The organism is Alteromonas sp. BL110 (genome assembly GCF_003443615.1).
Classification (GTDB): Bacteria; Pseudomonadota; Gammaproteobacteria; order Enterobacterales; family Alteromonadaceae; genus Alteromonas.
Genome location: NZ_CP031967.1, coordinates 3,466,743 through 3,490,452 on the forward strand (window position 1 = coordinate 3,466,743; position 23,710 = coordinate 3,490,452).

Here is a 23,710-nt window from a genome sequence, read left to right on the forward strand (position 1 = left end):
CCTTTTGTAGAATGGTTAGCGACAGTAACATGCACTACAGTTACCGAAGTTTAATTTAGTAACTCGATTCTTAACTTGAAAATTTCCTTTCTGGTGAACACGACAAAACTTTTACTCTCACCCATTCGCGTGTTTGCAATAGCTCTTCTAAATGTAGTGTGTATTACTGTTGCGCTCGCATCAGGTTCGAGCAAGCTGATGAATGAATATGCTGTCGAACTTTTGACCGCTGAAGATGGCTTTGTTTCGTCAGAAATCTATTCAATAGTCCAAGACCGTCAAGGCTTCCTTTGGTTTGGTACTGCGGAAAATGGTGTCATGCGCTACGACGGTCGCAACGTAAAGCTGTTTGAGTCGAATAGCGAAAACGAACAGAGCCTTTCTCACAACGACGCGGGTAACTTGATGCTGGATGCAGAGGGTAATATCTGGATAGGTACGTGGGGCGGGGGGGTTAACAAATACGATCCTACAATCGGGCAGTATGAGCGCTACTCAAACGTGCCTAGTGATACAAATTCCTTATCATCAAACCGAATTCAGTCACTTTTTCAAGATAATGCAGGTGATGTCTGGCTAGGCTCTTACGACAAAGGGCTTAATCGTTTTTTAGGTAATGGACGCTTTCAGCGAGTTCAAAAAATACAAGGTGATCAAAATAGCCTCTCCCATAACCGCATTTGGGACATCATTGATAACGACGCTAATAGTCTGTGGGTAGCAACCAGTTATGGGGTGAATTTACTTAATAAAAAAACGTTAATTGCCAAACATTATTTGCCGGATCCAAAAAATAAAACGGCAACAGGGGCAAATGAAATACGTAGCTTACTTCGCACATCTTCACACCAGCTATTCGTCGCAACGCAAAATGGGCCCTTCTTATTTTTCCCCAGTTCTGGTGTGTTCTTGGCTCAAACCACACGAGAAGGTAAACCGTTAGGTCAGGTAAACTCAATGCTTGAGGACCATGATGGTCAAATATGGTTCGTCACTACAGAGGGGCTATATCGTCATACTGGAGAAGGGAACTATGTTGAAAAAGTTGACTTTGGTTATGAAAACGGTCTTCGCATAATTTTTGAAGACCATACTAAAACCAAGTGGATTACCAGTGAGGTTCATGGGATTTTTAAATTTTCCCCTCGCGGCAAAATTAAACAAATTAATAGTGAATTACTAACCGCACCAAGTGGTATCGCACTTGATAACGTCGATAAAAATGGCAATAAAAAAGGCGATGTACTTATCGTCACGGCAAACGCCGACGTGTTCAAATGGAAAGTGAAAGAAGAGCTTTTGCAAAAGGAGTACGACTCGGTATTTAAAGAGCTTGAAGGCTATAAAGATCGTGGGGTTATAGAAAGACCTATTATAGTGCCAGATCACGATGGGTTACTGTGGGTAGCACAAGATGATTTTGTGGCTAGAGTTGACCGACGTACTAAAGCAATAAGACGCATTGAATACCCTAAGACTGACAGTAATTATCGTCAGTTTCGTGAATTCAGAGCACTTGAACTAGACGATGATGGCAACGTTTGGATTGGTACCTATAAGCACGGTATCTACATTTACAACAAGCATACCGAGGAATTTAAGCACCTCACAACTAAAGACGGTTTAACGCACCCAGAAATCCACAGCCTATATAAAGATGCCAGCGGCAATATGTGGGTTGGCACGGGCGGAGGTGTGAATTTGTGGTCAGCTGAAAATGAAAGTTTCGCGTTCTTTAGTGGCGCAAAGGATCAGCAGGGAAGTTTGGTCGATAGCATTGTGGAAGACATCCACCAAACGAATGATGGAGAAATATGGATAGCTACCCAAAGGGGGTTGCACCAGTATTTCGCCGAGTCTAAATCCTTTAAGCATTTCAATGAAAAGAATGGGCTGCCCACCACCTTAATAAGAGCTATCGCCGATGGCGAGGACGGCAGGCTGTGGCTTACCACCAATAAAGGTGTTTTTCTTTATAATCCTGACACACAAAATGTTGTTAGCTACAACAGTGCCACAGATTTGGCAGGTAAAAACTTTTACTCAGATAGCTTAATTAAAGCGGGTAAGAATACCTATTTTACGAGTAGCCAGCGGGGGATAGAGTACTTCAAATATAACCGAGAACAAATTGACGCCGTTAGCGCAAACATAGTTCTTACAGGTTTTAACAAAATGGGAGAAACAGTAGAGCTTAATAAGCCACTGTCCTATGTTACTGATATCGACCTTTCTTATGAAGACTACTTTTTCTCATTAGATTTTGCGCTTTTGGATTTTTCAGATCCTAAGCACGCCCACTTTGCTTATAAGCTAGAAGGATATGATGAGCATTGGATTGATATTGGAAATCATACTTCGGTCTCATTTACCAACTTAAATGGGGGAGACTACAGGTTGCTCGTAAAAGCAATGAAACCAAATGGTGAGTGGGGTAATGATACCCTATCGTTGAATTTACATGTGGCTGCAGCGCCATGGAAAACCTGGTGGGCATATACCCTCTACGCCTTATTCTTGTTAGGTATCGTGGTTTTGGTGATTTACCTGCGTACTCGTCTACAGCAAACCGAAATTACTAAACAAAAACGCTTTGTTCAAACACTAGAACAGCAAGTATCTGAAAAAACCTCATCGCTAAAAGCGCAGGCGAACGATTTAAAACAAGCGCTTGAGCGCGCTGAAGAAGCCACTAAGTTGAAGTCTGAATTTCTCGCCAATATGAGCCATGAAATTAGGACACCAATGAATGGGGTTTTGGGCATGCTTGGTCTGTTGAAGAAAAGTGACCTTACAGTAGAACAAAGCCAGCGTGTGAGTATTGCAAAAACCAGTGCTAACTCGCTACTGGTGCTTATTAATGACATTCTAGACTTTTCAAAGATAGAAGCAGGCAAGCTTGAACTAGAGTCGGTAGATTTTGACCTAAGGGAGCTAGTGGAAAGTGTCGCGCTATCAGTAGCGCACTCAGCCCAAGAAAAAGATCTAGAATTAGTCGTTGATGTCTCTGAGATCAGCGAAACAAAGATATATTCAGATCCAAACCGAATTCAACAAATTCTGACTAATCTCTTGAGCAATGCCGTTAAATTCACTGAACAGGGTGAAATATACATTGCAGCAAAGTTGCTTCCAAGTGATGTTGAAAATGAAGCTATGCTGCACTTAACTGTAAAAGATACGGGAATAGGCATCCCGGAATCCAAACTTCCTCATTTGTTCGACGCCTTCACCCAAGTAGACGCGTCTACAACGAGGCGCTTCGGCGGCACAGGACTTGGTTTAAGTATTACAAAGAATTTGTGTCATTTATTGGGTGGTGACATAAGCGTTGCGTCAGAGCTTGGCAAAGGTAGCTGCTTCAACGTTATATGCAAAGTTACGGGCTCAAAGGAAAGCACGACACTGCAACCTGAACTTATTATAGAGAACACGCGTTGTTTAATAGTGGATAACAATGCGTCTACAAGGCACGCAATCCAAAATCAGCTTGGGCTGTGGGGTGTGAATGCGTTAACTGCATCGTCATTAGAAGAGGCTGCAACGCTTTACTTAGCTGATGAGATTAGTGAACAAGACCCTTTAAGTATTGATATTTTGTTTTTGGAAAAAGTCGTTGATGACCACGAGCAAGGCAATCAATTACTGAACCTTAAGGGTATCGAAAACTTAAGGTGCAGTCGTACTATTCTTATGACCAAATTAAGCGATGTCGATAGCTATAGTGAGTTTAGAGGGCTGCCGATTGACGAATGTCTGCCCAAACCCATAACGACTTCAGACTTACTAAGAATACTAGAAAATACGGTAGGTAAACCCGGCACGCAAAACGATGTGCATCCACGGCAGTTACGTATGGGTGCTGCAAATTTTTTAGATCAACATCCAGATGAGGTTCTACTAGAGCTAGAAACCGAAAATCGCCCTCTTACTGTTGAAGCAAAGCGCATTTTGTTAGTTGAAGACAATGCGATAAACCAACTTGTTGCTACCAACGCGCTCGAAAGCGAAGGGTATCAGGTAGATGTGGCAAACAACGGCTTAGAAGCGTTAGACATGTTGAAGAGCTGCAAGATTGAAGCACAATACCGCGCAATTATTATGGATTGCCAAATGCCTGAAATGGATGGGTTTGAAGCAACTAGATGCATTCGTGAAGGGGCGGCAGGAGATACCTATAAAAGTACGCCTATTATTGCGATGACGGCCAATGCCATGCAGAGCGATAAAGAAATGTGCATGGCAGCAGGTATGGACGACTTTCTAACAAAGCCTATCGATCACCAAAAGGTAACTTCAACCTTACAGAAGTGGCTTAGCAAAATAAACTAGCCTCTCGCCAACGAGGAGGTAAACGCGTTAATATGCAACAAGTTTTTAACAAGTTGTGAGAGCGTTAATGCTAAATCGTGCATCAAAACCCTTCGTAAAACTCGTCGAAAGATATCTTCCCGACCCTTATATTTTCGTTTTATTGTTGACGCTCATAACAATTGTTTTTGCGGTGGTCATTCAAGACCAATCACCACTTACCACAGTTCAACAGTGGGGAGACGGCTTCTGGGGGCTGCTAACCTTCTCAATGCAAATGCTCTTGGTATTAGTAACCGGGTTTATGCTGGCATGCACGCCGCTAGTCAAAACAATGCTTGAAAGTCTCGCCCGACTAGCTAAAAGCCCAGGAAGCGCTATTGTACTGGTTACTTTAGTGTCACTTACAGCAAGTTGGATAAACTGGGGTTTTGGGCTAGTTGTAGGTGCACTGTTCGCCAAAGCACTTGCAAGAAAAGTGTCGGTAGATTATCGACTATTGGTGGCGAGCGCATATTCAGGTTTTGTCGTATGGCATGGCGGCTTAGCGGGCTCTGTACCGTTAACTATTGCAACACCGGGGCACTTTTCAGAGACACAAATAGGCGTAATTGGTACCAGCGAGACTATTTTTAGCGGCTTCAACTTACTGTTGTTGGCGATTATGTTTGTGGTTATCCCTCTTGTGAATCGCCTTATGCTACCCCCTCAATCTGAAAGCGTGATTGTGGATAGCACAAAGCTACAAGACGATGCTTTACCTTCAGCGACAAACGAAAGACCCGCCGATAGACTTGAAAACAGCAAAGCTCTCGGTTTACTTGTCGGTTTCGCTGGGCTTACTTACCTTACAAACTATTTTATTTCTGGCGGCGGGCTAAACCTAAACATCGTTAATACGTTATTTCTTTTTCTTGCTATTGTCCTTCATGGTACGCCACGCAATGTTTTACATAGTTTGCAGCAAGCCGTTCAGGGCGGCAGCGGAATTGTAATACAGTTTCCGTTTTATGCTGGCATCATGGCGGTTATGGTGCAATCTGGATTAGCGCAGACTATGTCAGAATGGCTAATAAGTTTTGCATCTGCCGAGTCTTTGCCCGTATGGAGTTTTATTAGTGCAGGCATTGTTAATATTTTCGTACCTTCGGGAGGAGGGCAGTGGGCGGTGCAAGCTCCTGTAATTCTACCCGCGGCCGCTGAACTGGGTGCGGAAGTAAATAGGGTAGCAATGGCAGTGGCGTGGGGTGATGCTTGGACGAACTTAATTCAGCCGTTTTGGGCACTACCCGTACTCGCCATAGCGGGCCTAAAAGCCAAAGATATAATGGGATTTTGCTTAGTTCAGCTTATCGTAACCGGCGTTATTATCTCGCTTGTTTTAAGGTTTGTTTAAAAATATGCCTTGTCTCGCTGATTTTTAGACAAGGCATATTCAAAAGCTAAACATTAAGACTTCAGACCTAAACATTATAGTCTTTCATATTTAAGGTGTTGCGAATGCTGGGAATGCGCTCTTCTGGATTGTGATTAACGTACAAGAGCGTGCTGGTGCCAGCCTGTGCCAATATATCAATAAGCTTAAGTGCTTTTTGGCGGTTGAAGTCGTCTAAACCGTTACAGGGTTCATCTAATATAAGCAGTGCAGGGTGTTTTACCATAGACCTCGCTATAAGCACTAATCGTTGATCGCCAAACGATAGCGACTGAAACGGTGTATTCTTCTTCTGTTGTAAGCCCAGTACAGCAAGCCATTGTTCTGCTACGTTTCGCTCAGCCAACGTTGGGCGAGTGTATAGACCAATGCTGTCGTGAAAGCCAGAAATGATTACATGTTCAACACTTGCGTTTACTTTGTATTGCATGTGCAGCGAATTTGACATAATTCCAATGTGCTTTTTAATATCCCATATGCTTTCGCCAGTCCCCCGTTTTATGCCAAACATTGTTAAGTCGTTGGTATAACAATGGGAATTATCACCAGTAAACATTTGAAGCAAACAAGTTTTACCTGACCCGTTCGGGCCGGTTATCTGCCAATGCTCATTTTTATTCAGCGTAAAGTTAAGCTTTTCAAATACAGTACGTTCATCGAAACGCACAAAGCCGTCATTCAGCTGAATTAAGGTATGGGGTAGTGAATCAAGTTCACTATTCTGCTTATTATGATTTTGGTCATTGCGGTTTTGATCCTTGCCGTTTGGGTCGTTAGCGCTAAGCGCAGCGGGTACATCGATATCATCAGATTCTAGGGCAAACCAAGTGCTTAACTCTGAGCGCAAGTCATCATAGTTAAGTGTGCCGTCAGATTTCCACGTTATAGCTAGATCGTCCATCACAATGAGTTGTGCGTGAAGGCCCTCAGGAATGTCTGCAAGCTTGTTGGCGGTCAGCACCAGTGCGGCTTGTTGTTGAGAAACAAGAAAGCGACTAAATGCATTAATCGCCTCAACATCTAAGCCTTCGAAAGGTTCATCAAGCAGAATAATTGGAGCATCGCTCAACCACGCTAGCATGATAATTACCTTGCGGGTTTCTCCCGTCGACAGCGAAAGGAAAGCACTATCAAATAGATGTTCAATTCTCAACGCAGAAGTAAGTTCGCTGTAATAAGGGTGATTTTGATAATCCTCATTGGTGCGTAAGAATAACTCGCGTACCTGTGTTGGCTCAGCGATTACATCTAAAATATCCGCACTGTCTTTTTGTTTTTCTTCTTCAATTAACGCCTGTTGCTTAAATACCGATACTTCCGCAACAAGAGAACTACTCTCGCGAATACCGCTTTCTACTTTACCGTTACCCGCTAGTGATGAAATTAAGAGCGACTTCCCGCTACTATTTCTACCTGCAATCAGGTAATGCGAGGGTGGTTTTTCATTATGTAGCGTTAACGAAAACGCAGGGGTAATATATTGATTAGAAAGCTTTGTTTGAAATTCGGAAAGATACAGCATTATGATTGCGAGTGGATAAGAAGTAGAACTATTGTGAAGTTTTCTGTTTACCTGTCAATGGTGAATAAGACTTTCGGAAGACGGAGCCAGCTGGTAAGTTAGTCTTATAAGGTTAATGCAGCATTGGATGCTTGATAAGGGAATGACTTTTTTGACAAAGGTAATCATTGTTACAGGAGCAAGCCGTGGTATTGGTGCCGCAACCGCTAAACTGCTAGGAAGTAAAGATTATAAGGTTTGCGTTAATTACCTATCAGATAAAAATGCTGCGGATAGGGTGTGCGCGTCGATAGCCGAAAGTGGTGGCGTTGCATTTACCCATAAAGCCGATGTCTCAGATGAAGCACAAGTGCTGAACATGTTTGAGACTGTGAACAGCCAATGGGGTGAAATAACGCATTTGGTAAACAATGTGGGCATTTTATTTACCAAAACTGAGCTTATCAATGTCAGTGCTGAGCGTTTTACCAAAACACTTAATACCAATGTGCTTAGTGCATTTTTGTGCTCAAAAGCTTTTGTCAGACAAAACGTTACGGGTGGCGCAATAGTCAACGTTTCATCCATAGCCTCTCGTACAGGTGCGCCCTTTGAATACGTAGACTATGCCGCATCGAAAGGAGCTATGGATTCATTCACCAAAGGGCTTTCTTTAGAACTTGCCGCAAAAAATATTCGTGTGAACAGCGTTAGGCCTGGATTTATCAAAACCGACATTCACGCGGATGGCGGTGAACCTGGCAGAGTAGAGCGGCTAAGCTCACAAATTCCTATGCAGCGGGGCGGTACAGCTGACGAAGTCGCTCAGGCGATAGCCTGGCTTCTATCATCTCAGTCTTCGTATGTTACTGGGTCGTTTATTGATTTAGCGGGTGGGAAGTAAAGCGCATGGTAACACTCAGAGATTTTAAAATGAGCGATGTAGGTAGACTGGTAGATATTTTGAATCAACCGTCGGTCACTCAATATCTTTCGACAAAAATTCCCAGCCCTTATACAAAAGAAGATGCTATGTGGTGGGTTCAAGAGGGAAGCAAAGACGGTTTTATAAAAGCTGTTGAGTATGAGGGCGAGTTAGTAGGGTGTATTGGTATTAACCCCGGTCATTTTGAATACGAAAGGTCTGGAGAAGTTGGATATTGGCTTTGTTCATCACATTGGCGAAAAGGCATTATGCGCGATGCGCTGCGCCAGATTATTGCGCTTATTTTCTCAAACACAAATATAGAGCGCATTTTTGCCTGCGTATTTTCATCCAATTTTGCTTCGCAAAAGCTGCTGCTAGATTCTGGATTTAAGCAGGAAGCGATATTGAAACGCGCCATTTTTAAAAACGGACATTTTTACGATAGCCATATCTATGCCACATTGAAATAGGTTAAGCCTTACAGCACAGATGAAAGCTTTTTTAGGTAAATACATACTTCATATTGATGGTATCGCAGGAACGAGTGTTGGCCTATTGCTTCTGTTTTTCCAAGATATAGCGAGCGACTTCTACCAACTGCCGAAAGGGCTCATTCTATTCTTAGCGGGTGCTAATGTATGCTATGGCATATACGCATTAAGGCTTGCCTTTATACGCAATAGATCACTTAACGAAGTAGCAGCTTTAGCTATTGCAAACTTTCTTTGGGCGATTACATGTGTAGGGTTTCTTCTCACTTATTACGAACAAGCGAGCATCTTCGCTCTACTATTTATTAGTGCAGAGTGCTTATTTGTAGCAATACTTGGTTTGAGTGAATGGTGCTATAGATTTTTATTAGTTTCCAGTGGTGATTGACTTTCGCTTTGAACAAATATGATTTGTAAGTGTGCTAATACTTTCTAACACATCTCAAACTTACTTCTTTGTAAGTTTTACGGCGATTTTCTAACCTTTTCCCGTAAAAATCTTACTGAAAAGCTGAATTACCTACACATAATAATTCTGTTATCTAAAGCCTTTCACTTCCTGTTTATACAAATAATTTATATTTTTCAGTAGGTTGTGCTTTTTGTTATTCCCTGGCACTTGTTTTGCGACCTTGCCTATGTGTGTATTCTCAAGGAAAGGAAAAATGGAAACCGAACATCGAGCCGTCAAGCATACTGTTCAATTGCGCCATAGTGATCAATTGGAAGTGAACCCTTCTGGTCGCTTTTTAGCGCCTAAAAAGCGAACTTCTAGCATAGCGAAAAAACTCATTATTGCTGCTGCATCTTTCTGGTTGCCTTTAGTAGGTGTTGCCTCGACCGTTTCTACTTCCTCGCCAAAAGCATTAGAACAGACAAATAACAACTCTGTTTTGCAGACACAGTTAAAGCAAATGAAAAGTGCCTATGCTTTTTACTCCTCTATAGCTCAGCAAGGTGGTTGGGAAGCCTTAAACGAAGACTTGCTTCTTAAACATGGTGCATTGAGAAAGGCTTCAGCAGATGCAACACCTACCTACAGTGAAGAGGAAGCTCAAGCTGTAAGTGCAATAGTCGCTCGTTTAGGCAGAGAATACACCTCGATAGGTAGAAATTGTACTTATGCATTAACAGCGACTCACTCCAAGCCATGCATTTTCGATAAAGATGTCGAAAATGCAGTAAAAGATTTTCAACGCCGTCATGGCCTTCTAGTAGATGGTGTAGTAGGCAAAAAGACGCTTGCTGCATTAAATGTGTCGGCAGATGAGAAAGCGCAGCAATTAGCACTGAATATAACACGCTTGGAAATGTTCGAAGAAAAAGACAGCGATGCTTACGTGTTAGTTAACATTCCAGAATTCCGCCTTCGTTATATTAGTAAAGGTAGAGTAAAAGCCACTAAAGACGTGGTAGTAGGCAAGCCAAGTTGGGCTACACCTTCTTTTAGCGATCATATCGAAAAATTTGTAGTTAACCCAGAATGGCGTATACCACTTTCCATCGCGACTAAAGAGATCGCCCCAAAAGTAGCAGGCAACCCTAATTACTTAGAAGAAAACAACATCGTTATTCGTAAAAATAGTTTTGTTGATGATGAGTTGGTTGACCCCGATACAATCGATTGGGAAAACATAAAGCCCTATCAGTTTGATCATTTTTTAGTAAAGCTTCCCAACGAGAAAAATCCGTTAGGCAAGGTTAAGTACCTATTCCCGAATCGACACGCCGTATACGTGCACGATACGCCTTATCAACAGTGGTTTAGTGAAACAAACCGCGCAGCGTCTCACGGCTGTATTAGATTAGAAGACCCTTTTTCACTAGCAAAGTTAATTGCAGAAGAGCAGGGCGTAGAGAGTTTAATGGACAATGTCATAACAGCTCGTGAATTAAGCCAGTCAAAAACCTTTCACCTTGAAGAGCCTCTGCCTATTCATTTGGTGTATTGGACCGCATGGGCTGACCAAGACGGTACCGTGAACTTTAGAAATGATATTTATCAGCGCGATAGACGCGACGCTAAGGCGCTTACACAGGTAGCGTCTCTGTAAAAAAATATAAACGAATAACAGTGGTAACAAGGTAAATGAAGATGATAGTGAACAACCTAATAGCTTCGGTAGTGGCATTCGCATTACTTTTTAACGCACATTATGCACATGCCCTTGCGCAGGGCGCAGATGCGAAAAATGCCGAGGTGGTTCAGAAAAAAGTCTCTCAAAGAAGCACTCAAGGAGCGCCACATGAGCCAGTTGTCGTTGAGAATAAAGCTCACTTGGAGGATGCTGAGTTTAGTTTAAAGATCAATAATATCGTGGTGCCTTACAACGTCTTTTCTTTATTTGTATTGCCTGAAGAGATTACAGAGCTAGAAATTATTTATCCGCAACCGGACAAAACCTATCAGCTGTTTGAAAACGGCGTAATGGTTGCAAAATCCGAGTCTATGACATGGCATTGGCAGGCGAAAGATGCCCCTGGCGAGCAGCGCCTAGAAATAAGAAGCGAAGACGGACAGGTCAATATGTCGTTAAATGTATTTGTGATGATTCCTGCCGAGGAAGTACAAGGTGGACGCTTAAAATATTATCATATAGGGCCCTATCCGGATGAAAGCGAAGTTAAAAATAAAGACGTTTACGTTGAACCCGAAGGCTTTATTGAAGTTACCCAGAAAAACCAAGACTTACTATTGTCTCCGCATTTCAAGTTAAAAGAGTTCACCAGTAAACAGCGCTCTGGCTACCCTAAATTCGTGTATCTTCGTCCGTCTCTACTTTTAAAGCTCGAAATGCTTAGAAGAGAAATGAATATGAAAAATATTCATGTTTCAAACATGGTAATAATGAGCGGCTACAGAACGCCCCAATATAATAAGGCAATCGGTAACGTCAAATTTAGTCGACATGTATATGGCGATGCAGCCGACATTTTTGTAGATAATGACGGTAACTACAGAATGGACGATTTGAACAGCGATGGGGTAGTGAATATTAAAGATGCTGACGTAATGGCCAACATGATTGCAGAGCTTAATAAACGCAGTGAATATAAAGGCTTAATCGGTGGTATGGGGGTTTACGGACCTAAACCTCACCGAGGTCCATTTATTCATATTGATACCCGTGGTATTAAAGCGCGGTGGAGAAATCCTTAAGTGCAGCAAATCTAAAATACTATTCAACCGTTTTAAAATATAGCTGATTGGCGTAGCTACTTTGCATGAGCAACAGGCATTCGTTATTTTAGCTTACTAATTGTTATTAATTCGAAGCTTAAGAGAGATTATGAGTATTACTAACTTGCTTGGCGACAAGCAGAGATTCGATGTAAAACCACTTGATACGACTATGAAGGCTGTGGTGACCATGGCGAACGGTGGTTATGAGCAGTTAAATTACACCGATGTTCCCATGCCAAAACCGCTTGCTGGCGAGGTGTTAGTTCAGGTTTTAGCAGCAGGTGTCAATAATACAGAAATTAATACTCGATTAGGTTGGTATTCTTCTAAAGTCACTCAAGGCACTGACGCGTTGGATGAGAATGACGATGAGAAATCAAGCGCTGCAGAAGAGTTAGACGGTGGGTGGAATGAACAAACCCCTTTTCCATTTATTCAAGGAACTGACTGTTGTGGTCGAATCGTAGCGGTTGGGGAAGGCGTGGACTCTACACGTATCGGAGAGCGAATTTTGATACGTTCTTGTATCCGCAAAGACTCTTGGGACTCATTAGAGAATATTTGGATGGCGTCAGACTTCGATGGCGCTTTCGCACAGTACGTAAAGATTACAGCAAGTGAAGCCTTCGCTGTCGACTGCGATTGGTCGGATGCCGAACTCGGAACCATACCTTGTGCTTATGGTACTGCTGAAAATATGGTTCATCGAGCCGGTGTTTCCAAAGGGGAGCATGTTTTGGTGACTGGGGCTTCCGGTGGCGTAGGTTCTGCTGTTGTGCAGTTAGCTAAACGCCGTGGTGCGACAGTTACCGCCGTTGTTGGTAAAAATAAAATGGACGTGCTTAAGGAAATAGGTGCAGACCGCGTTATCGAACGCAACAGCGACCTAGTTGAAGTGTTAGGAGAAAAGTCGGTAGATGTAGTTATCGATAACGTTGCAGGTGAAGGGTTCACTCAAATGTCCGTGGTTATGAAACGCGGTGGTCGCTACGCTTCTTCCGGCGCCATCGCGGGGCCAATAGTCACCCTTGATATGCGCAACTTTTATTTAAAAGATCTTACCTTCATTGGCTGTACCGCGTGGGATGAACCGGTATTCCCGAATCTTATTTCATATATCGAACGCGGTGAAATAAAACCTATGTTAGCTAGAACTTACCCGCTGGAAGATATCGTTACAGCCCAAAAAGATTTCTCTGAGAAAAAGCACGTGGGTAAAATCGTGTTGTTGCCTCCTAAGCAGACGTCATCGCAGCAGGGTTTTATCGATAGTTTGAACAAATAATTTCTACGTTCCGATGCTGGTAGGTAGAGCTGTTTCGCATGAAACCAACAAGCGCCTGTGCTATGCGGGCGTGCAACCGATGAACAGGGCCTCATAATCGCTTCGTTTTACTTTTTACCCGATGCTAAACCTTTTATTGCCCCCGCACCGGCAAGGTTCATCAAACGACGAAATCTCGGGCATTCTAAGTGGCTTGGCGCGGTGCAGGCTGCCGCATGTTGCAGACCATCGCGCATGGCTGTGAGCTTTTTTATTGTTCCGTCTAGTTCATTAGCTTTTCTCAGTAGTAGCTCACGATCAATTTCAGGCTTTGCCTCGTTCCCCAAAATACCCGCAATCTCTTCTAAAGAAAAACCTGCAGCGCGACCTAATGCTATTAACTCAAGACGCTCTAGTATATTCGGGCTAAACACACGACGTATACCTTGCCTACCAATAGAACTGATAAGACCTTTCTCTTCATAAAACCGAAGTGTTGATGCTGACACTCCTGACTTTTTGGCTACTTGAGATATTTCCATACATTTTCCAAAGGATTACTTGACTTAAAGTTAACTTTAAGTTGTAGGCTAGCATTTCTTACTAATTGAAACTAGCTGTTGAGTGTGAATATGCAGAACATTGTTTTTATCGTACTGATTGGCATTGGGGCTACCCTAGTGATGGATTTATGGGCGTTGCTAAGGCAACAATTATTTGGTATTGCTCCAACAAATTGGGGCATGGTGGGGCGCTGGATAGGGCATATGAGAAAAGGGCGGTTCTTCCATACTTCTATTGCCAACGCCAATGCTGTGAGTGGTGAGAAAACTATTGGGTGGACAGCGCATTATGTGATCGGTATTGGCTATGCGGTGTTACTTTTTCTTATATTTGGAGAGGCTTGGTTGCTAGAACCATCGGCAGGGCCAGCTTTAGCACTAGGTATAGCCACAGTAGTTGCACCATTTTTCGTATTGCAGCCTGGTATGGGCGCAGGAATTGCTGCGTCGAAAGCGCCTAATCCTAACGCTGTCCGTCTACATAGCGTTTTAAACCATGCAGTATTTGGCTTAGGGTTGTACCTTTCGGCATTGGTTCTTAGGCCCGTCCTTTAGAGCTGGCTATAATCGCTCGTTGATTAATTGAATAAAATTCTGCGTATAATGCGTATTGAAATAAAACGTGCATAAAAGAAAACAGGATGAAAATTTCACTGGAAGAAATAAACAAATCTAACTATGAGCAGGTTTGTGACTTGGACGTGGCCGAAGATCAGCAAGCGTTTGTAGCGTGCAATATGTGGTCGCTGGTTGAGTCTTTTTACAACCAGAGCCATACCTGCAAAGCTATTTATTGCGACAACCAGCCCGTAGGGTTCTTTATGTGGGTTCAGGAAACGCCAACTAAGGTGTCTATTTGGCGTTTTATGATTGATGAGAGCCATCAAAATAGGGGAATTGGCAGAGTTGCTTTATCTCAAGCTATCACGCTCATAAAGCAAACTTCAGAGCTAAAACAAATAGAGATATGCTACAACCCCAAGAATCCTGTCGCCAAAGCCTTCTATTCAAGCTTTGGTTTCGAAGAGGTGGGGTTAGATGAAGATGGCGAAGACATGCTTGCTGTTATTGCCATTTAGCCACGATTTAAATTTAAAGCAGCGAAATGCGAGGGATCTCAAGATATGGACGTCATAGATATTAAGACTTTTATTCCAAGCAAAAACTACGACATTTCTAAAGCATTTTATTCTGAGATTGGATTTAATGCAGAATACGTAAATGAAGATCTAACACTGTTTGAAAATGGTGATTGTCTCTTCTTTCTTCAGCGCTTCTATAATCCTGAATTGGCGAATAACTTTATGCTACAAATCTGTGTAGCAGACATTCAGGACGCTTTTGATTTGTGCTCGCGCTCGTTACATAAAACGAAAATTTCATCAATTGAGCAACGACATTGGGGAAGTGTTTTCTATCTATGGGGCCCGTCGGGCGAGCTTCTTCATATTACTGAATTAGGTAGCTAGCTTTTGCGAGAATGAGGGACGGAATGACGAATGATGCATACGAATTACACCATTAAAGAAAGCCCTCCGTCAGTTGAAGACTTTGCCAGTTTAAGAAAATTGATTGGATGGAGTAACCCGTGCCTATCGGTTGTTCAAAAAAGTATTGATGCCTCGTTGTTTTGGGCAACCATTTACCTCGAAAACAACCTTGTAGGCTGTGGTCGGGTGATTGGCGATGGCGCAATGTATTTTTACATTCAAGACGTCATTATTCATCCAGAACATCAGAATAAAGGTTTGGGATCGAAAATAATGAACACCTTGATTACACATTTAGAGTCTTGCTGCGCACCTGGCGCAACGATTGGCTTGTTGGCTGCGCATGGTAAGGAAAGTTTTTATCTTAAGTTCGGTTTTGAACCTCGTGATGGTGAAAGTTTAGGTCTAGGCATGTGCAGGTTTATTTAGCTACCTGGTCATTAACGCGACATGAAAGTCTTAAGAGTTCTCAAGTTTATTCAAATCACTATGTATCGTAATTATCGTCTTTCAAACAACGGCAACTTTCCGTTTAAAGGCGGCAAGTCACCTCCGCTTTTTATGAATAGTATGACGATGAATATCGAATTCTTTCAGCATTAAAAAATATATATCCCCTGAATATAGCCGCCATATCTAACACGTTTAAAAGTAGCGTTCTTAATGCAGCTTGCAGCCTCTCTTTGGTGTGAATTTTGCAAAAGCCTGTTTAAAGACACTGAAAATGTCGGTTTGCGTAGTAGCTGATCACTGTTTTTCGATGAGTTTTTGCTTCTTTCCGATAGAAATTTGACGTTTTTCACTGGACACGTGTAATGAAAAGTATGACAAAACCTGTCTCTCACGCTTTGCTGACAGAAAATGGTCGCTTAGTCGCGAAAGCCTTGGCATATACCGCGCTTCTCTTGGGCTTACTCTCTGGTTGCTCTTCATCTGACGAACCTAAAAGCCAATTCGCGCAAGCCGATACCAGTAGCGTATCGGCATTGGGGAATGTGGAATACCATACCTATATGTTGGCGAACGAACTTTTTGCTGATGTGGGTCCAGCACGTCAGTCTCGCTATGCGGTAGTCGGCTTCGTACCTGCCGATACTATGAAATACAGTGCCGACCATCAACACCCGTTAATGCTATTGGGCCATCAGCTGGAACAGGGAATGATTACTGAGGCCACGAAAAGAGGCTTTTCTACTCAAGAATTTAAGCTTTCGAACGATATAATTGTTAGTGACGAAAGCGACAGAGTGTTAACGCGCAATATCGACCAGCTTTCCAATATTGAGCGCGTCGATTTCTATATCACCGGCACCTTGGTGTATCAAGAGTCTGGTGCCGTGGTTAACGCTCGAATTATCAACGCTAGAAATAAAAACATTGTCGCTGCAGCAACACGCTTTTTCCCTGCCGAACTGTTTTGGCGCGAAGAACAAGTAACCACCAGAAACGGCAAGTTATACAGAACTGAAGGTACGAGGTAACCCCATGAAAAGACGAAATCAATACGCGGCGCTTTCGCTTTGTGCTTCACTGCTAAGCATTAGCGGGTGCTCTATGATGATGGGGGAAGAAGAGGTAGCAGAACAAGCGCCTCAGCGCCCAGCCATGAACGTGATTGATATTACTGCCGCCGATCGCGCTCCTACGAAGCCAGTTGAAAATACCAGTGAGATCCAGTCTCAGGGGATGGATGCGTATGGCGCTATCGGTCAACCTCCTTTGTATTCGAGCGTACAGGGCGCGTATAAAGGTCGACCTCTAACCAAGCACATTGGCGACTATGTGAAGAACATGGCGCAAGACTTAATTGCCAATATGGAATACGTGAATAACAAGACGCCAATCGGTGTAACTCATTTTGCACTGCTAGATACAGACTTGCAGAAAACGGATTTGCTTGGTCGTCAGATGGCGGAATCCTTTGTGCACGAACTGCATAAATTCCGCGTGCCGGTTATAGACTTCAAAGCTACCGAGTATATTCGCATTACTGACGATGGCGATTTTGTATTAAGCCGAGACTATTTGGAATTGAGCAGCAGCCTTCCTATTGAATACGTGTTAACCGGAACAATGACCAAGCACCAAGGTGGCGTGTTAGTTAACGCCCGTATTTTAGGCATGGAGTCGCGTGCAGTGGTGGCAACAGCGCAAATGTTAGTGCCCTTCTACGTGGTAGATGCACTTATTCCAAGTGACGGCAGCCAGCAAAACGGCATGCGCGATGGCGTTAAGCTAAGTCGCGGCTAGGAGTTTCAGTATGGTGTTTGTAAAGAAGCTTGTTGCAAATAGCTGGGTAGCCGTTGGCGTAATGCTGAGTGTTTGTATGACAGGGTGCACTAGCACAGAGTCTATTGGCTCATTTTGGTTAGGTGAAGACGGTGAAATTACGCATCACGCCGAGCCAGTTCCTGTGCCAAGCCGTTCAGGGTTAGAGTACACACCAGATTCTCGCGATAGACAATATCAACAGCACGTGGAAGTAGAGCCCGGCTACAAAGACCCGCTACACCATGGCTATTCACCTTCACAAACGCACAAACGTTTAAACGATTACGCTTCGCAGCTTGCGATGGAGTTGATGGACAATGCAACCCGTCTTACGCAGCAAGATATGGTGGGTGTGGCGAGTTTTGTGAGGCTTAATCAGTCGTTGAGCGACAGCACCGTCTTAGGCAATCAGCTTTCAGAGTATCTAATAGCCGAGCTGCAAGACTTTGGGTTAGCGGTTGTCGACTTTAAGCTTGCAGGTGGCATTACCGTAACGCCAGTTGGCGATTTCGTACTTACTCGAGATGGTACTGCACTAGCTAAACAGGTTGAAATGGACCATGTTGTAACCGGCACCATCATTGAAGATGACAGAGGCGTTAGAGTAAACGCCCGTATTGTGTCTCTGGAAAATAAACAAGTGGTGGCTAGTGCCAACGTCTACATTCCTGCGTTTATCGTGATGGATTTAAATAAAATGGCTAGCGTTAACTAGCCATTTACTTCTTTTGTCCTTTGCCTTCTAAAGCGAACTCATTTTGTGTTCGCTTCATAACCTCTAAACATCCGATCTTCTACGTCTAGGCACAGTAGAGTTTTCACAAAGGCCTCTTCGTTTATTAACCCTGACTTCTAATCGCTTCGCGAGTCATAAAGCGGCTTGTGTTTACAGCATTAAGCAGATCATTGCTTAAAGGTAACGGCTCCTTACATAGGCTGCTCACCAAAACCTCTGCCATTAAAGGCGCCGTGGTTAGCCCTCGTGACCCTAAGCAAGTAAGAGTGGAAACTAGGCTGTTTGGTAAGACTGGCGCGCTAGTCAACGGCTTGCCCACACCAAGCATATCGTAGTGTTTTTTCAGCGCATTAAAATCATGCAGTGCACCGACAACAGGCTGGTGGTCGGGTGAACCTAAACGCGTTGCCGCTCTTGCTTGGCCGTCGTGTTGTAATGCCTGAACTATGCTGGTGTTTGCCAGCGCCTGTTCGTGTGTGGCTAGGTTTGTTTCGGTTTCTTCGCTTCGCACATCGGTACTTAGGTCGTTTTTAACGTAGGTTGAACCAAGTGCGTGTCTGTCGTCGAGCGCAGGTGTCATATAGCCTTTGTGACACAGCACAGTGTTAAGCTGGTCAATTGGCATTTGGGTGGGAATAGCTTCAACCTGACCGCGAACAGGGCGAAGAGACAGGCTGTCAAAATCGCTAGCTTTCACGGCACCTGCGCCAAGGGCAAGAATAAGGTGATCGGCAATAACGTTTTCTTGTGGTAAGTCGCTATCGAAAGTGTTGCTATCAAGATCACCCTTAGCACATTTGTCAGGCTCACCAGGGTTAAAACAAATTTGCACTTTCTGTGTTGCTGACCCGTTAACGCTGTCACCTTTAGCTATATCCACATCATCCGCATCAAGAGCATCGGTTGAAACGCCACTATCTTCATTGTGTGGCGCTCCCTCAATCGCTTTATGGGATACATAGGTATGATTGGATTTCAGCTCGAGTTTGCCACTTTGAAGTGCCTCTTCAATCATGGCAGTAACTAGTTGCGGAGGAGAAATCCATCCGCCGAGGCCGATGTATAAGCCAGAGTAGGGAAGAGCTAGGTTAGCGATATCGCTCACCTCTTTGCTGTCCACGGTCCTAATCAAAGCTTCAGGCCATACGTCGGCTGTTGCCAGTTTATTTTGGCGTTCTGCTACCTTGTCGTTAAAGCTTAATTGAATAACGCCGCAGAAATCATGAGCAACGTTGGTGAGACCATTGGGTTTCACATATTCAATAGTGTGGTCGTAGGCTTGTCTAGCATATAAAAAACTGTGCGCCTGAATACGGCTGGCAATACTTGCTTCGCTATGAAGCTGCGGGTAAAAACCACCTTGCGGATTGCCAGACGCGCCGCTTGCAAGGGTGTCACCATCAAAATACAAAGTAGTGCTAACACCGCGCTTCACTAACGCAAGACACGCTGAGGCTGCGGCAAGGCCGGAGCCTACTACTGCGACTTTACTTGTTTTATCCAAACTGCCGTTAGCGTACCTGTAATAGGGGCCAGTAGGCAGGCGAAGTTTATGCTGCACGTTTTCATTGTTTTGGTTAAAAACGCCGGTGAGCATGTCGCGCTTACGGCCAAAACCGTTGCGTTTTTTAATGGTAAAACCTACACCCGCAAGCCCGCGCTTTACGATGCCCGCAGCGGTAAAGGTGCCAAAGGTTGTGCCAGTTTTTGACAAGCGAGCCATTTGGCTAAACAGAGCATCGGTCCACATGTCCGGATTTTTACTTGGTGCAAAACCATCTAAAAACCAGGCATCGATGAGACCATTTACAGGAGAATGCCATTGAGGTAGAAGTTCGTGAACATCACCAATCCACAGGTCGAGCGTTGTAGAGTGGCTATCGAAATGTAAGCGATGACAACCTTCAAGTCCCATAGGGTAAAGCGAAGCGAGTGCTTGCGCTTCTGCTTTAAGTGCAGGAAAAGCTTCTAGCGCACGCTGCATATCATCTTGAGGCAGAGGAAACTTTTCCGTGGTAATAAAGTAAAGGTGCTTAAGCGGATGATTCGGGTTCGCTGCTCTAAATTCGTTAAAGGCACGCATGGCGACCAAAAAGTTCAGCCCAGTTCCAAAACCTGTTTCGGCGATGACAAAAGTAGGGTTGGGCCACTGTTGCCAGCGCTCAGCAAGGCCGTTGCCTGCAACAAAAACGTGTTGGGTTTCATCAATTCCGCTGTCGTTAGAAAAATAAACGTCGTCAAAATGGTCGGCGACAGGCGTACCGCTCTCATTAAAATGAACCTGTGCATGCTTAGATTTCACTGTTTATTTTTCTCCGTTTACATTGTTTTGGTGTTGGCACTCTAAATTGGGGGCTGTTTTTACTCGTTCATCAGCTTGCCCATCCGACGATTGACTTGAAACGTTAGAGCTAGTTTGTTGTGTTGGTGAACAAGACGCGTCTGCGTGTGCTGAAAAATGCTTGGTGACTTTACTAGTAACGCGCTGCGCGCCAAGCATACCGCCAATGGTGACCCAAGAACCGTTAACGTTAATTAATCCGCGATGATCCATGGTAGGCGCTTCAGCTTCTGTTTTCGATATACCCCAAGTTTCTTTTGCAATATCAAAGGCCCAAATGGCGTCATCCGCAGTTGAAGGCTCGCCGTTATAGCCAATGCCATTGTAGTTGTACGGATTAGTCGAACCGCCCACAAAATAGATTTTATTGGTGGCCTCATCGCCCGCTGCCGCCATGCGATAGCGCGCAGTACCTGTTGGATGGTCAAGTGTACGCCAATCAATCTTTAAAGGGTTTTTCTTATCAATTACGCCTTTAAAGCAGGCAGTTTCTGCAGCGAAGCTACGGCGTTTGTCACTGTGCGGTGTTACTGATACGCCGTCACAAATTACCATAGTGTTATTAACGATGCCGCCAGCTTGACCAAATACCGAATTCCCTAGAAAAGGGCTCGCCTGTTGCCATTGGTCGGTTTGCGTATCGTAAACCTGCACAAGATTTACGTTGCCATCGTTGTGCCAACCAGAAACTAAGTAAACGTAGCGGTCTTGGTAAACCAGTGCAGTTGCATCATCAACAGGGACGGGCATAGGCGCCAATAGCGTATATTCCCCACTCGTGGGCGAGTAATTATAAACATCTGGCGTACTAATTTCATTGTGATCTTCATCAACCGTGTAACCGCCAAAAATATAAACGCTGTCATTAACGCCCACTGCTACGGAAGCCAAACGACCTTTTAGTGCAAGGCTGGATGGAACTGGGGGAAGGGCTTGCCACTGCAAAGGTTTATCTTTGCTATCGATAGAAAGCTGCCAAGCACGATTGTGCACGTCTTTATGGGTCTTGCCTTTGCCAAGCCCCATAAAACTAAATACATATTGTGTGTCGTTTATGGTGACAGAAGCTACGGCATTGTTTGAAACAGGCTCTGGCAGCGCGGGAAGGACGATAGGTTCAGCTGTTGAGACAGTCGCTGCAGAAGCAATGATAAAGGCAGACACCATAAAAGAGAGTCGGGGCACTGCACTTTGGTAAATGCGTAGAGCAATGGTTCTTAGCTTTTTTAATAACACAGCAATCTTCAGTTTTATCTAAATTTCGTACGTTTTGCCGTGTATTCTACCTGTCACCTTTTTGTTTTTCCGCAAAAGTTTGTGTCTGCTTAAAACTCTTCTTTTCTTATTGCTTCAGCAAATAACAATCTATCAGTAAAAACAATACGTTTATTTAATTGTTGTTGTAAATAATTTGTTAAATTTAGCTGTAAGTCTATTGAAGTTAGTTCAAGGAGAAGGCATGGCGGGCGTGTTTCACCAATGTGGTCAAAGCATCTGCAAACGCACAAGAGACGAAATGGATGATCGTGCACGTATCATCGCGCATGCACTTGCTTTGCAAGATCTAAAAGAAGACGATGTGGTAGCTATCTTTATGCGAAACCACGTCGATATATTCGAAATAGTAGAGGCATGCCGATATGTGGGTTCGCGCTATGTTCTGCTTAATTGGCACAGCCCTGTTGCCGAACTTCTGCCTATTCTGGACGACTGTGGCGCTAAAGTGCTGTTCGCTCATCGCGATTTATTAAACGGTGAGAATGACCTCAAACCATTGTCACTCGTTCCCACCTTGTCAGTGATATACACGATTAAAACGCCGGACAGCATTTTAGAGCGCTATCACCTTAAAGGTAATTCACTGTTAGCATCAGAACCGAAAACTAGGGAACAGTATCAGTGCCTTGATACGCTATTAGCTGCCCCAAACGCAAAGCGCCACAATAAACCGCCAAAACGCTTCAAGGGCATGTTTCCGTATACGTCGGGCAGTACAGGAAAACCTAAAGGTATTAAGCGTGATGAAGACCTAACACGGCCGGACCCTTATTTAATATTTAAGGGTTTGTCTGAAGCGTTAATGCAATTATCGAAAGGTGATCGCTTTTATGTCTCTGCCCCACTTTATCACAGCGCACCCCACGCACTTACCCTATGCTGCTTAGCGGCAGGCAATATAGACGTATACATTGAGCCTCAGTTTGACCCGGAACGGTTTTTAAAAGACATCGAGCAGTTCAAGTTAACTCACGCCTACATCGTACCTACTATGATGGTGAGGCTACTCAAACTTCCTGAATCGGTAAAAAGCAAATACGACATTTCAAGCCTACGGTTTGCGCTATCGACAGGCTCTGCACTGCCAAGCGATGTTAAAGAAGCAATGATAAAATGGTTTGGTCCAATTTTTTATGAATCATACGGGGCGAGTGAATTGGGATTTATGACCCTAATTTCGTCTCAAGAGGCATTAGCTAAGCCTAACTCTGTGGGTAAACCCATTCCCGGTGCCGCAATTAAAATACTGAGCGACAATAAAGAGGCGTGTGAAGTAGGGGACGTTGGCGTTATATACGCGCATCTCTCTATGTTCGCGCCATTCAAATATACCAATACTACGGGCGCGCCGAGTGACTTGCACGCTGGTGAATTCACAACATTAGGCGATATGGGTTATGTGGACGAAGATGGTTACTTATATATTTGCGATAGAAAAAAAGACATGATCATCTCAGGTGGCGCCAATATATTTCCTGCTGAAATAGAAAGCGTCATCATAGAAATGTTTGAGGTTGCAGACTGTGCGGTATTCGGTGTGCCTGATGCTGAGTATGGCGAAAAAGTTGTTGTGGCTGTTCAATGCTCACCCGGCAATACGCTTTCTATTGATACGCTACAAGGGTATTTAGGTGGCAAGCTAGCGCGGTTCAAGTGGCCTAAAATGTTGCAAATACTCGATGCTCTGCCCAGAGAAGATACGGGTAAAATATTTAAGAACAAACTTAGAGCCCAATTTAGTCAATAAAAGAAGCCACTAAAGCTATTTTGAAGGTTTTGTGAAGGTATAAATTAACGCTAGTCATGACCCTGTGCATTCGTGCTACATTGGTAATATTCAGAACAAGAAAACTTAGACGAAGACGGCAAAAAACGAAAAAGAAGGGAAGTGGAAACTACCTGTTTATACACATAAGC

19 protein-coding genes and 1 pseudogene are annotated in these 23,710 nt (G+C 43.8%); 16 read left to right on the forward strand and 4 right to left on the reverse strand.

Going from position 1 to position 23,710, the window contains the following annotated elements; translation table 11 throughout:
* The first annotated feature begins 198 nt into the window (after positions 1 to 198).
* On the forward strand, positions 199 to 4,332 hold the full coding sequence (locus D1814_RS14975) for a hybrid sensor histidine kinase/response regulator (protein ID WP_118493661.1): 4,134 nt from the start codon (positions 199 to 201) through the stop codon (positions 4,330 to 4,332).
* A 67-nt stretch (positions 4,333 to 4,399) separates the two neighbouring features.
* Positions 4,400 to 5,707 carry a short-chain fatty acid transporter gene (locus D1814_RS14980; RefSeq protein WP_118493664.1) on the forward strand — a complete coding sequence of 436 codons (1,308 nt, stop codon included), beginning with the start codon at positions 4,400 to 4,402 and terminating at the stop codon, positions 5,705 to 5,707.
* Between the two features lie 67 nt (positions 5,708 to 5,774).
* Here the strand turns inward: D1814_RS14980 and D1814_RS14985 are convergent, their stop codons facing one another.
* The gene (locus D1814_RS14985) at positions 5,775 to 7,268 is read right to left on the reverse strand and encodes an ATP-binding cassette domain-containing protein (RefSeq protein WP_118493667.1); all 1,494 of its coding nucleotides are present in this window, start codon (positions 7,266 to 7,268) and stop codon (positions 5,775 to 5,777) included.
* A gap of 151 nt (positions 7,269 to 7,419) precedes the next feature.
* Between D1814_RS14985 and D1814_RS14990 the strand changes: the two genes are divergently transcribed.
* The 6 genes from D1814_RS14990 (at position 7,420) to D1814_RS15015 (ending at position 13,135) form a co-directional block, all read left to right on the forward strand.
* Positions 7,420 to 8,151 (forward strand): SDR family oxidoreductase, encoded by a 732-nt coding sequence (locus tag D1814_RS14990; protein ID WP_118495405.1) that lies wholly within the window; start codon positions 7,420 to 7,422, stop codon positions 8,149 to 8,151.
* Between the two features lie 5 nt (positions 8,152 to 8,156).
* Positions 8,157 to 8,645 carry a GNAT family N-acetyltransferase gene (locus D1814_RS14995; protein WP_118493671.1) on the forward strand — a complete coding sequence of 163 codons (489 nt, stop codon included), beginning with the start codon at positions 8,157 to 8,159 and terminating at the stop codon, positions 8,643 to 8,645.
* Between the two features lie 19 nt (positions 8,646 to 8,664).
* Entirely contained in the window at positions 8,665 to 9,054 is a 390-nt protein-coding gene (locus tag D1814_RS15000) for a hypothetical protein (protein WP_118493674.1), read from the forward strand.
* 277 nt (positions 9,055 to 9,331) lie between these two features.
* The gene (locus D1814_RS15005) at positions 9,332 to 10,720 is read left to right on the forward strand and encodes a L,D-transpeptidase family protein (RefSeq protein WP_118493677.1); all 1,389 of its coding nucleotides are present in this window, start codon (positions 9,332 to 9,334) and stop codon (positions 10,718 to 10,720) included.
* A 41-nt stretch (positions 10,721 to 10,761) separates the two neighbouring features.
* On the forward strand, positions 10,762 to 11,826 hold the full coding sequence (locus D1814_RS15010) for a YcbK family protein (RefSeq protein ID WP_409049188.1): 1,065 nt from the start codon (positions 10,762 to 10,764) through the stop codon (positions 11,824 to 11,826).
* A gap of 130 nt (positions 11,827 to 11,956) precedes the next feature.
* On the forward strand, positions 11,957 to 13,135 hold the full coding sequence (locus D1814_RS15015; RefSeq protein WP_118493680.1) for an alcohol dehydrogenase family protein: 1,179 nt from the start codon (positions 11,957 to 11,959) through the stop codon (positions 13,133 to 13,135).
* Positions 13,136 to 13,242: 107 nt separating this feature from the next.
* Here the strand turns inward: D1814_RS15015 and D1814_RS15020 are convergent, their stop codons facing one another.
* Positions 13,243 to 13,656, reverse strand: a complete 414-nt coding sequence (locus D1814_RS15020) for a helix-turn-helix domain-containing protein (protein WP_118493683.1) — start codon at positions 13,654 to 13,656, stop codon at positions 13,243 to 13,245.
* Positions 13,657 to 13,746: 90 nt separating this feature from the next.
* Here D1814_RS15020 and D1814_RS15025 point away from each other — a divergent pair, with 90 nt between their 5' ends.
* The 7 genes and pseudogenes from D1814_RS15025 to D1814_RS15055 all read left to right on the forward strand — a co-directional run bounded on the left by D1814_RS15025 (position 13,747) and on the right by D1814_RS15055 (position 18,153).
* The gene (locus D1814_RS15025) at positions 13,747 to 14,232 is read left to right on the forward strand and encodes a DUF2938 domain-containing protein (protein WP_118493686.1); all 486 of its coding nucleotides are present in this window, start codon (positions 13,747 to 13,749) and stop codon (positions 14,230 to 14,232) included.
* A gap of 86 nt (positions 14,233 to 14,318) precedes the next feature.
* The gene (locus tag D1814_RS15030; RefSeq protein WP_118493689.1) at positions 14,319 to 14,756 is read left to right on the forward strand and encodes a GNAT family N-acetyltransferase; all 438 of its coding nucleotides are present in this window, start codon (positions 14,319 to 14,321) and stop codon (positions 14,754 to 14,756) included.
* Positions 14,757 to 14,801: 45 nt separating this feature from the next.
* Positions 14,802 to 15,180, forward strand: a pseudogene (locus D1814_RS15035) (lactoylglutathione lyase).
* Entirely contained in the window at positions 15,177 to 15,596 is a 420-nt protein-coding gene (locus D1814_RS15040; protein WP_118493695.1) for a GNAT family N-acetyltransferase, read from the forward strand. The pseudogene D1814_RS15035 and the gene D1814_RS15040 overlap by 4 nt, the downstream one beginning before the upstream one ends.
* A 386-nt stretch (positions 15,597 to 15,982) precedes the next feature.
* The gene (locus D1814_RS15045) at positions 15,983 to 16,648 is read left to right on the forward strand and encodes a FlgO family outer membrane protein (protein WP_118493697.1); all 666 of its coding nucleotides are present in this window, start codon (positions 15,983 to 15,985) and stop codon (positions 16,646 to 16,648) included.
* A gap of 4 nt (positions 16,649 to 16,652) precedes the next feature.
* Positions 16,653 to 17,417 (forward strand): FlgO family outer membrane protein, encoded by a 765-nt coding sequence (locus tag D1814_RS15050; RefSeq protein ID WP_118493700.1) that lies wholly within the window; start codon positions 16,653 to 16,655, stop codon positions 17,415 to 17,417.
* A 10-nt stretch (positions 17,418 to 17,427) separates the two neighbouring features.
* Positions 17,428 to 18,153: a FlgO family outer membrane protein gene (locus tag D1814_RS15055; RefSeq protein WP_025255671.1), complete on the forward strand. Its 726-nt coding sequence runs from the start codon at positions 17,428 to 17,430 to the stop codon at positions 18,151 to 18,153.
* A 124-nt stretch (positions 18,154 to 18,277) separates the two neighbouring features.
* Here D1814_RS15055 and mnmC read toward each other — a convergent pair whose 3' ends face one another.
* Complete coding sequence (mnmC, locus tag D1814_RS15060; protein WP_118493703.1) at positions 18,278 to 20,476, reverse strand: FAD-dependent 5-carboxymethylaminomethyl-2-thiouridine(34) oxidoreductase MnmC; 2,199 nt, start codon at positions 20,474 to 20,476, stop codon at positions 18,278 to 18,280.
* 3 nt (positions 20,477 to 20,479) lie between these two features.
* Positions 20,480 to 21,751, reverse strand: a complete 1,272-nt coding sequence (locus tag D1814_RS15065) for a Kelch repeat-containing protein (RefSeq protein WP_118493706.1) — start codon at positions 21,749 to 21,751, stop codon at positions 20,480 to 20,482.
* Between the two features lie 223 nt (positions 21,752 to 21,974).
* Between D1814_RS15065 and D1814_RS15070 the strand changes: the two genes are divergently transcribed.
* Positions 21,975 to 23,540, forward strand: a complete 1,566-nt coding sequence (locus D1814_RS15070) for an AMP-binding protein (RefSeq protein ID WP_118493709.1) — start codon at positions 21,975 to 21,977, stop codon at positions 23,538 to 23,540.
* The last annotated feature ends 170 nt before the right edge of the window (positions 23,541 to 23,710 follow it).

What these genes read in the sequence shown, in the direction of transcription:
- D1814_RS14975 (WP_118493661.1), top strand. Translation starts at nt 199, where the DNA reads ATGAATGAATATGCTGTCGAACTTTTGACCGCTGAAGATGGCTTTGTT.
- D1814_RS14980 (WP_118493664.1), top strand. Translation starts at nt 4,400, where the DNA reads ATGCTAAATCGTGCATCAAAACCCTTCGTAAAACTCGTCGAAAGATAT.
- D1814_RS14985 (WP_118493667.1), bottom strand. Translation starts at nt 7,268, where the DNA reads ATGCTGTATCTTTCCGAATTTCAAACAAAGCTTTCTAATCAATATATT.
- D1814_RS14995 (WP_118493671.1), top strand. Translation starts at nt 8,157, where the DNA reads ATGGTAACACTCAGAGATTTTAAAATGAGCGATGTAGGTAGACTGGTA.
- D1814_RS15000 (WP_118493674.1), top strand. Translation starts at nt 8,665, where the DNA reads ATGAAAGCTTTTTTAGGTAAATACATACTTCATATTGATGGTATCGCA.
- D1814_RS15005 (WP_118493677.1), top strand. Translation starts at nt 9,332, where the DNA reads ATGGAAACCGAACATCGAGCCGTCAAGCATACTGTTCAATTGCGCCAT.
- D1814_RS15010 (WP_409049188.1), top strand. Translation starts at nt 10,762, where the DNA reads ATGATAGTGAACAACCTAATAGCTTCGGTAGTGGCATTCGCATTACTT.
- D1814_RS15015 (WP_118493680.1), top strand. Translation starts at nt 11,957, where the DNA reads ATGAGTATTACTAACTTGCTTGGCGACAAGCAGAGATTCGATGTAAAA.
- D1814_RS15020 (WP_118493683.1), bottom strand. Translation starts at nt 13,656, where the DNA reads ATGGAAATATCTCAAGTAGCCAAAAAGTCAGGAGTGTCAGCATCAACA.
- D1814_RS15025 (WP_118493686.1), top strand. Translation starts at nt 13,747, where the DNA reads ATGCAGAACATTGTTTTTATCGTACTGATTGGCATTGGGGCTACCCTA.
- D1814_RS15030 (WP_118493689.1), top strand. Translation starts at nt 14,319, where the DNA reads ATGAAAATTTCACTGGAAGAAATAAACAAATCTAACTATGAGCAGGTT.
- D1814_RS15040 (WP_118493695.1), top strand. Translation starts at nt 15,177, where the DNA reads ATGATGCATACGAATTACACCATTAAAGAAAGCCCTCCGTCAGTTGAA.
- D1814_RS15045 (WP_118493697.1), top strand. Translation starts at nt 15,983, where the DNA reads ATGAAAAGTATGACAAAACCTGTCTCTCACGCTTTGCTGACAGAAAAT.
- D1814_RS15050 (WP_118493700.1), top strand. Translation starts at nt 16,653, where the DNA reads ATGAAAAGACGAAATCAATACGCGGCGCTTTCGCTTTGTGCTTCACTG.
- D1814_RS15055 (WP_025255671.1), top strand. Translation starts at nt 17,428, where the DNA reads ATGGTGTTTGTAAAGAAGCTTGTTGCAAATAGCTGGGTAGCCGTTGGC.
- D1814_RS15070 (WP_118493709.1), top strand. Translation starts at nt 21,975, where the DNA reads ATGGCGGGCGTGTTTCACCAATGTGGTCAAAGCATCTGCAAACGCACA.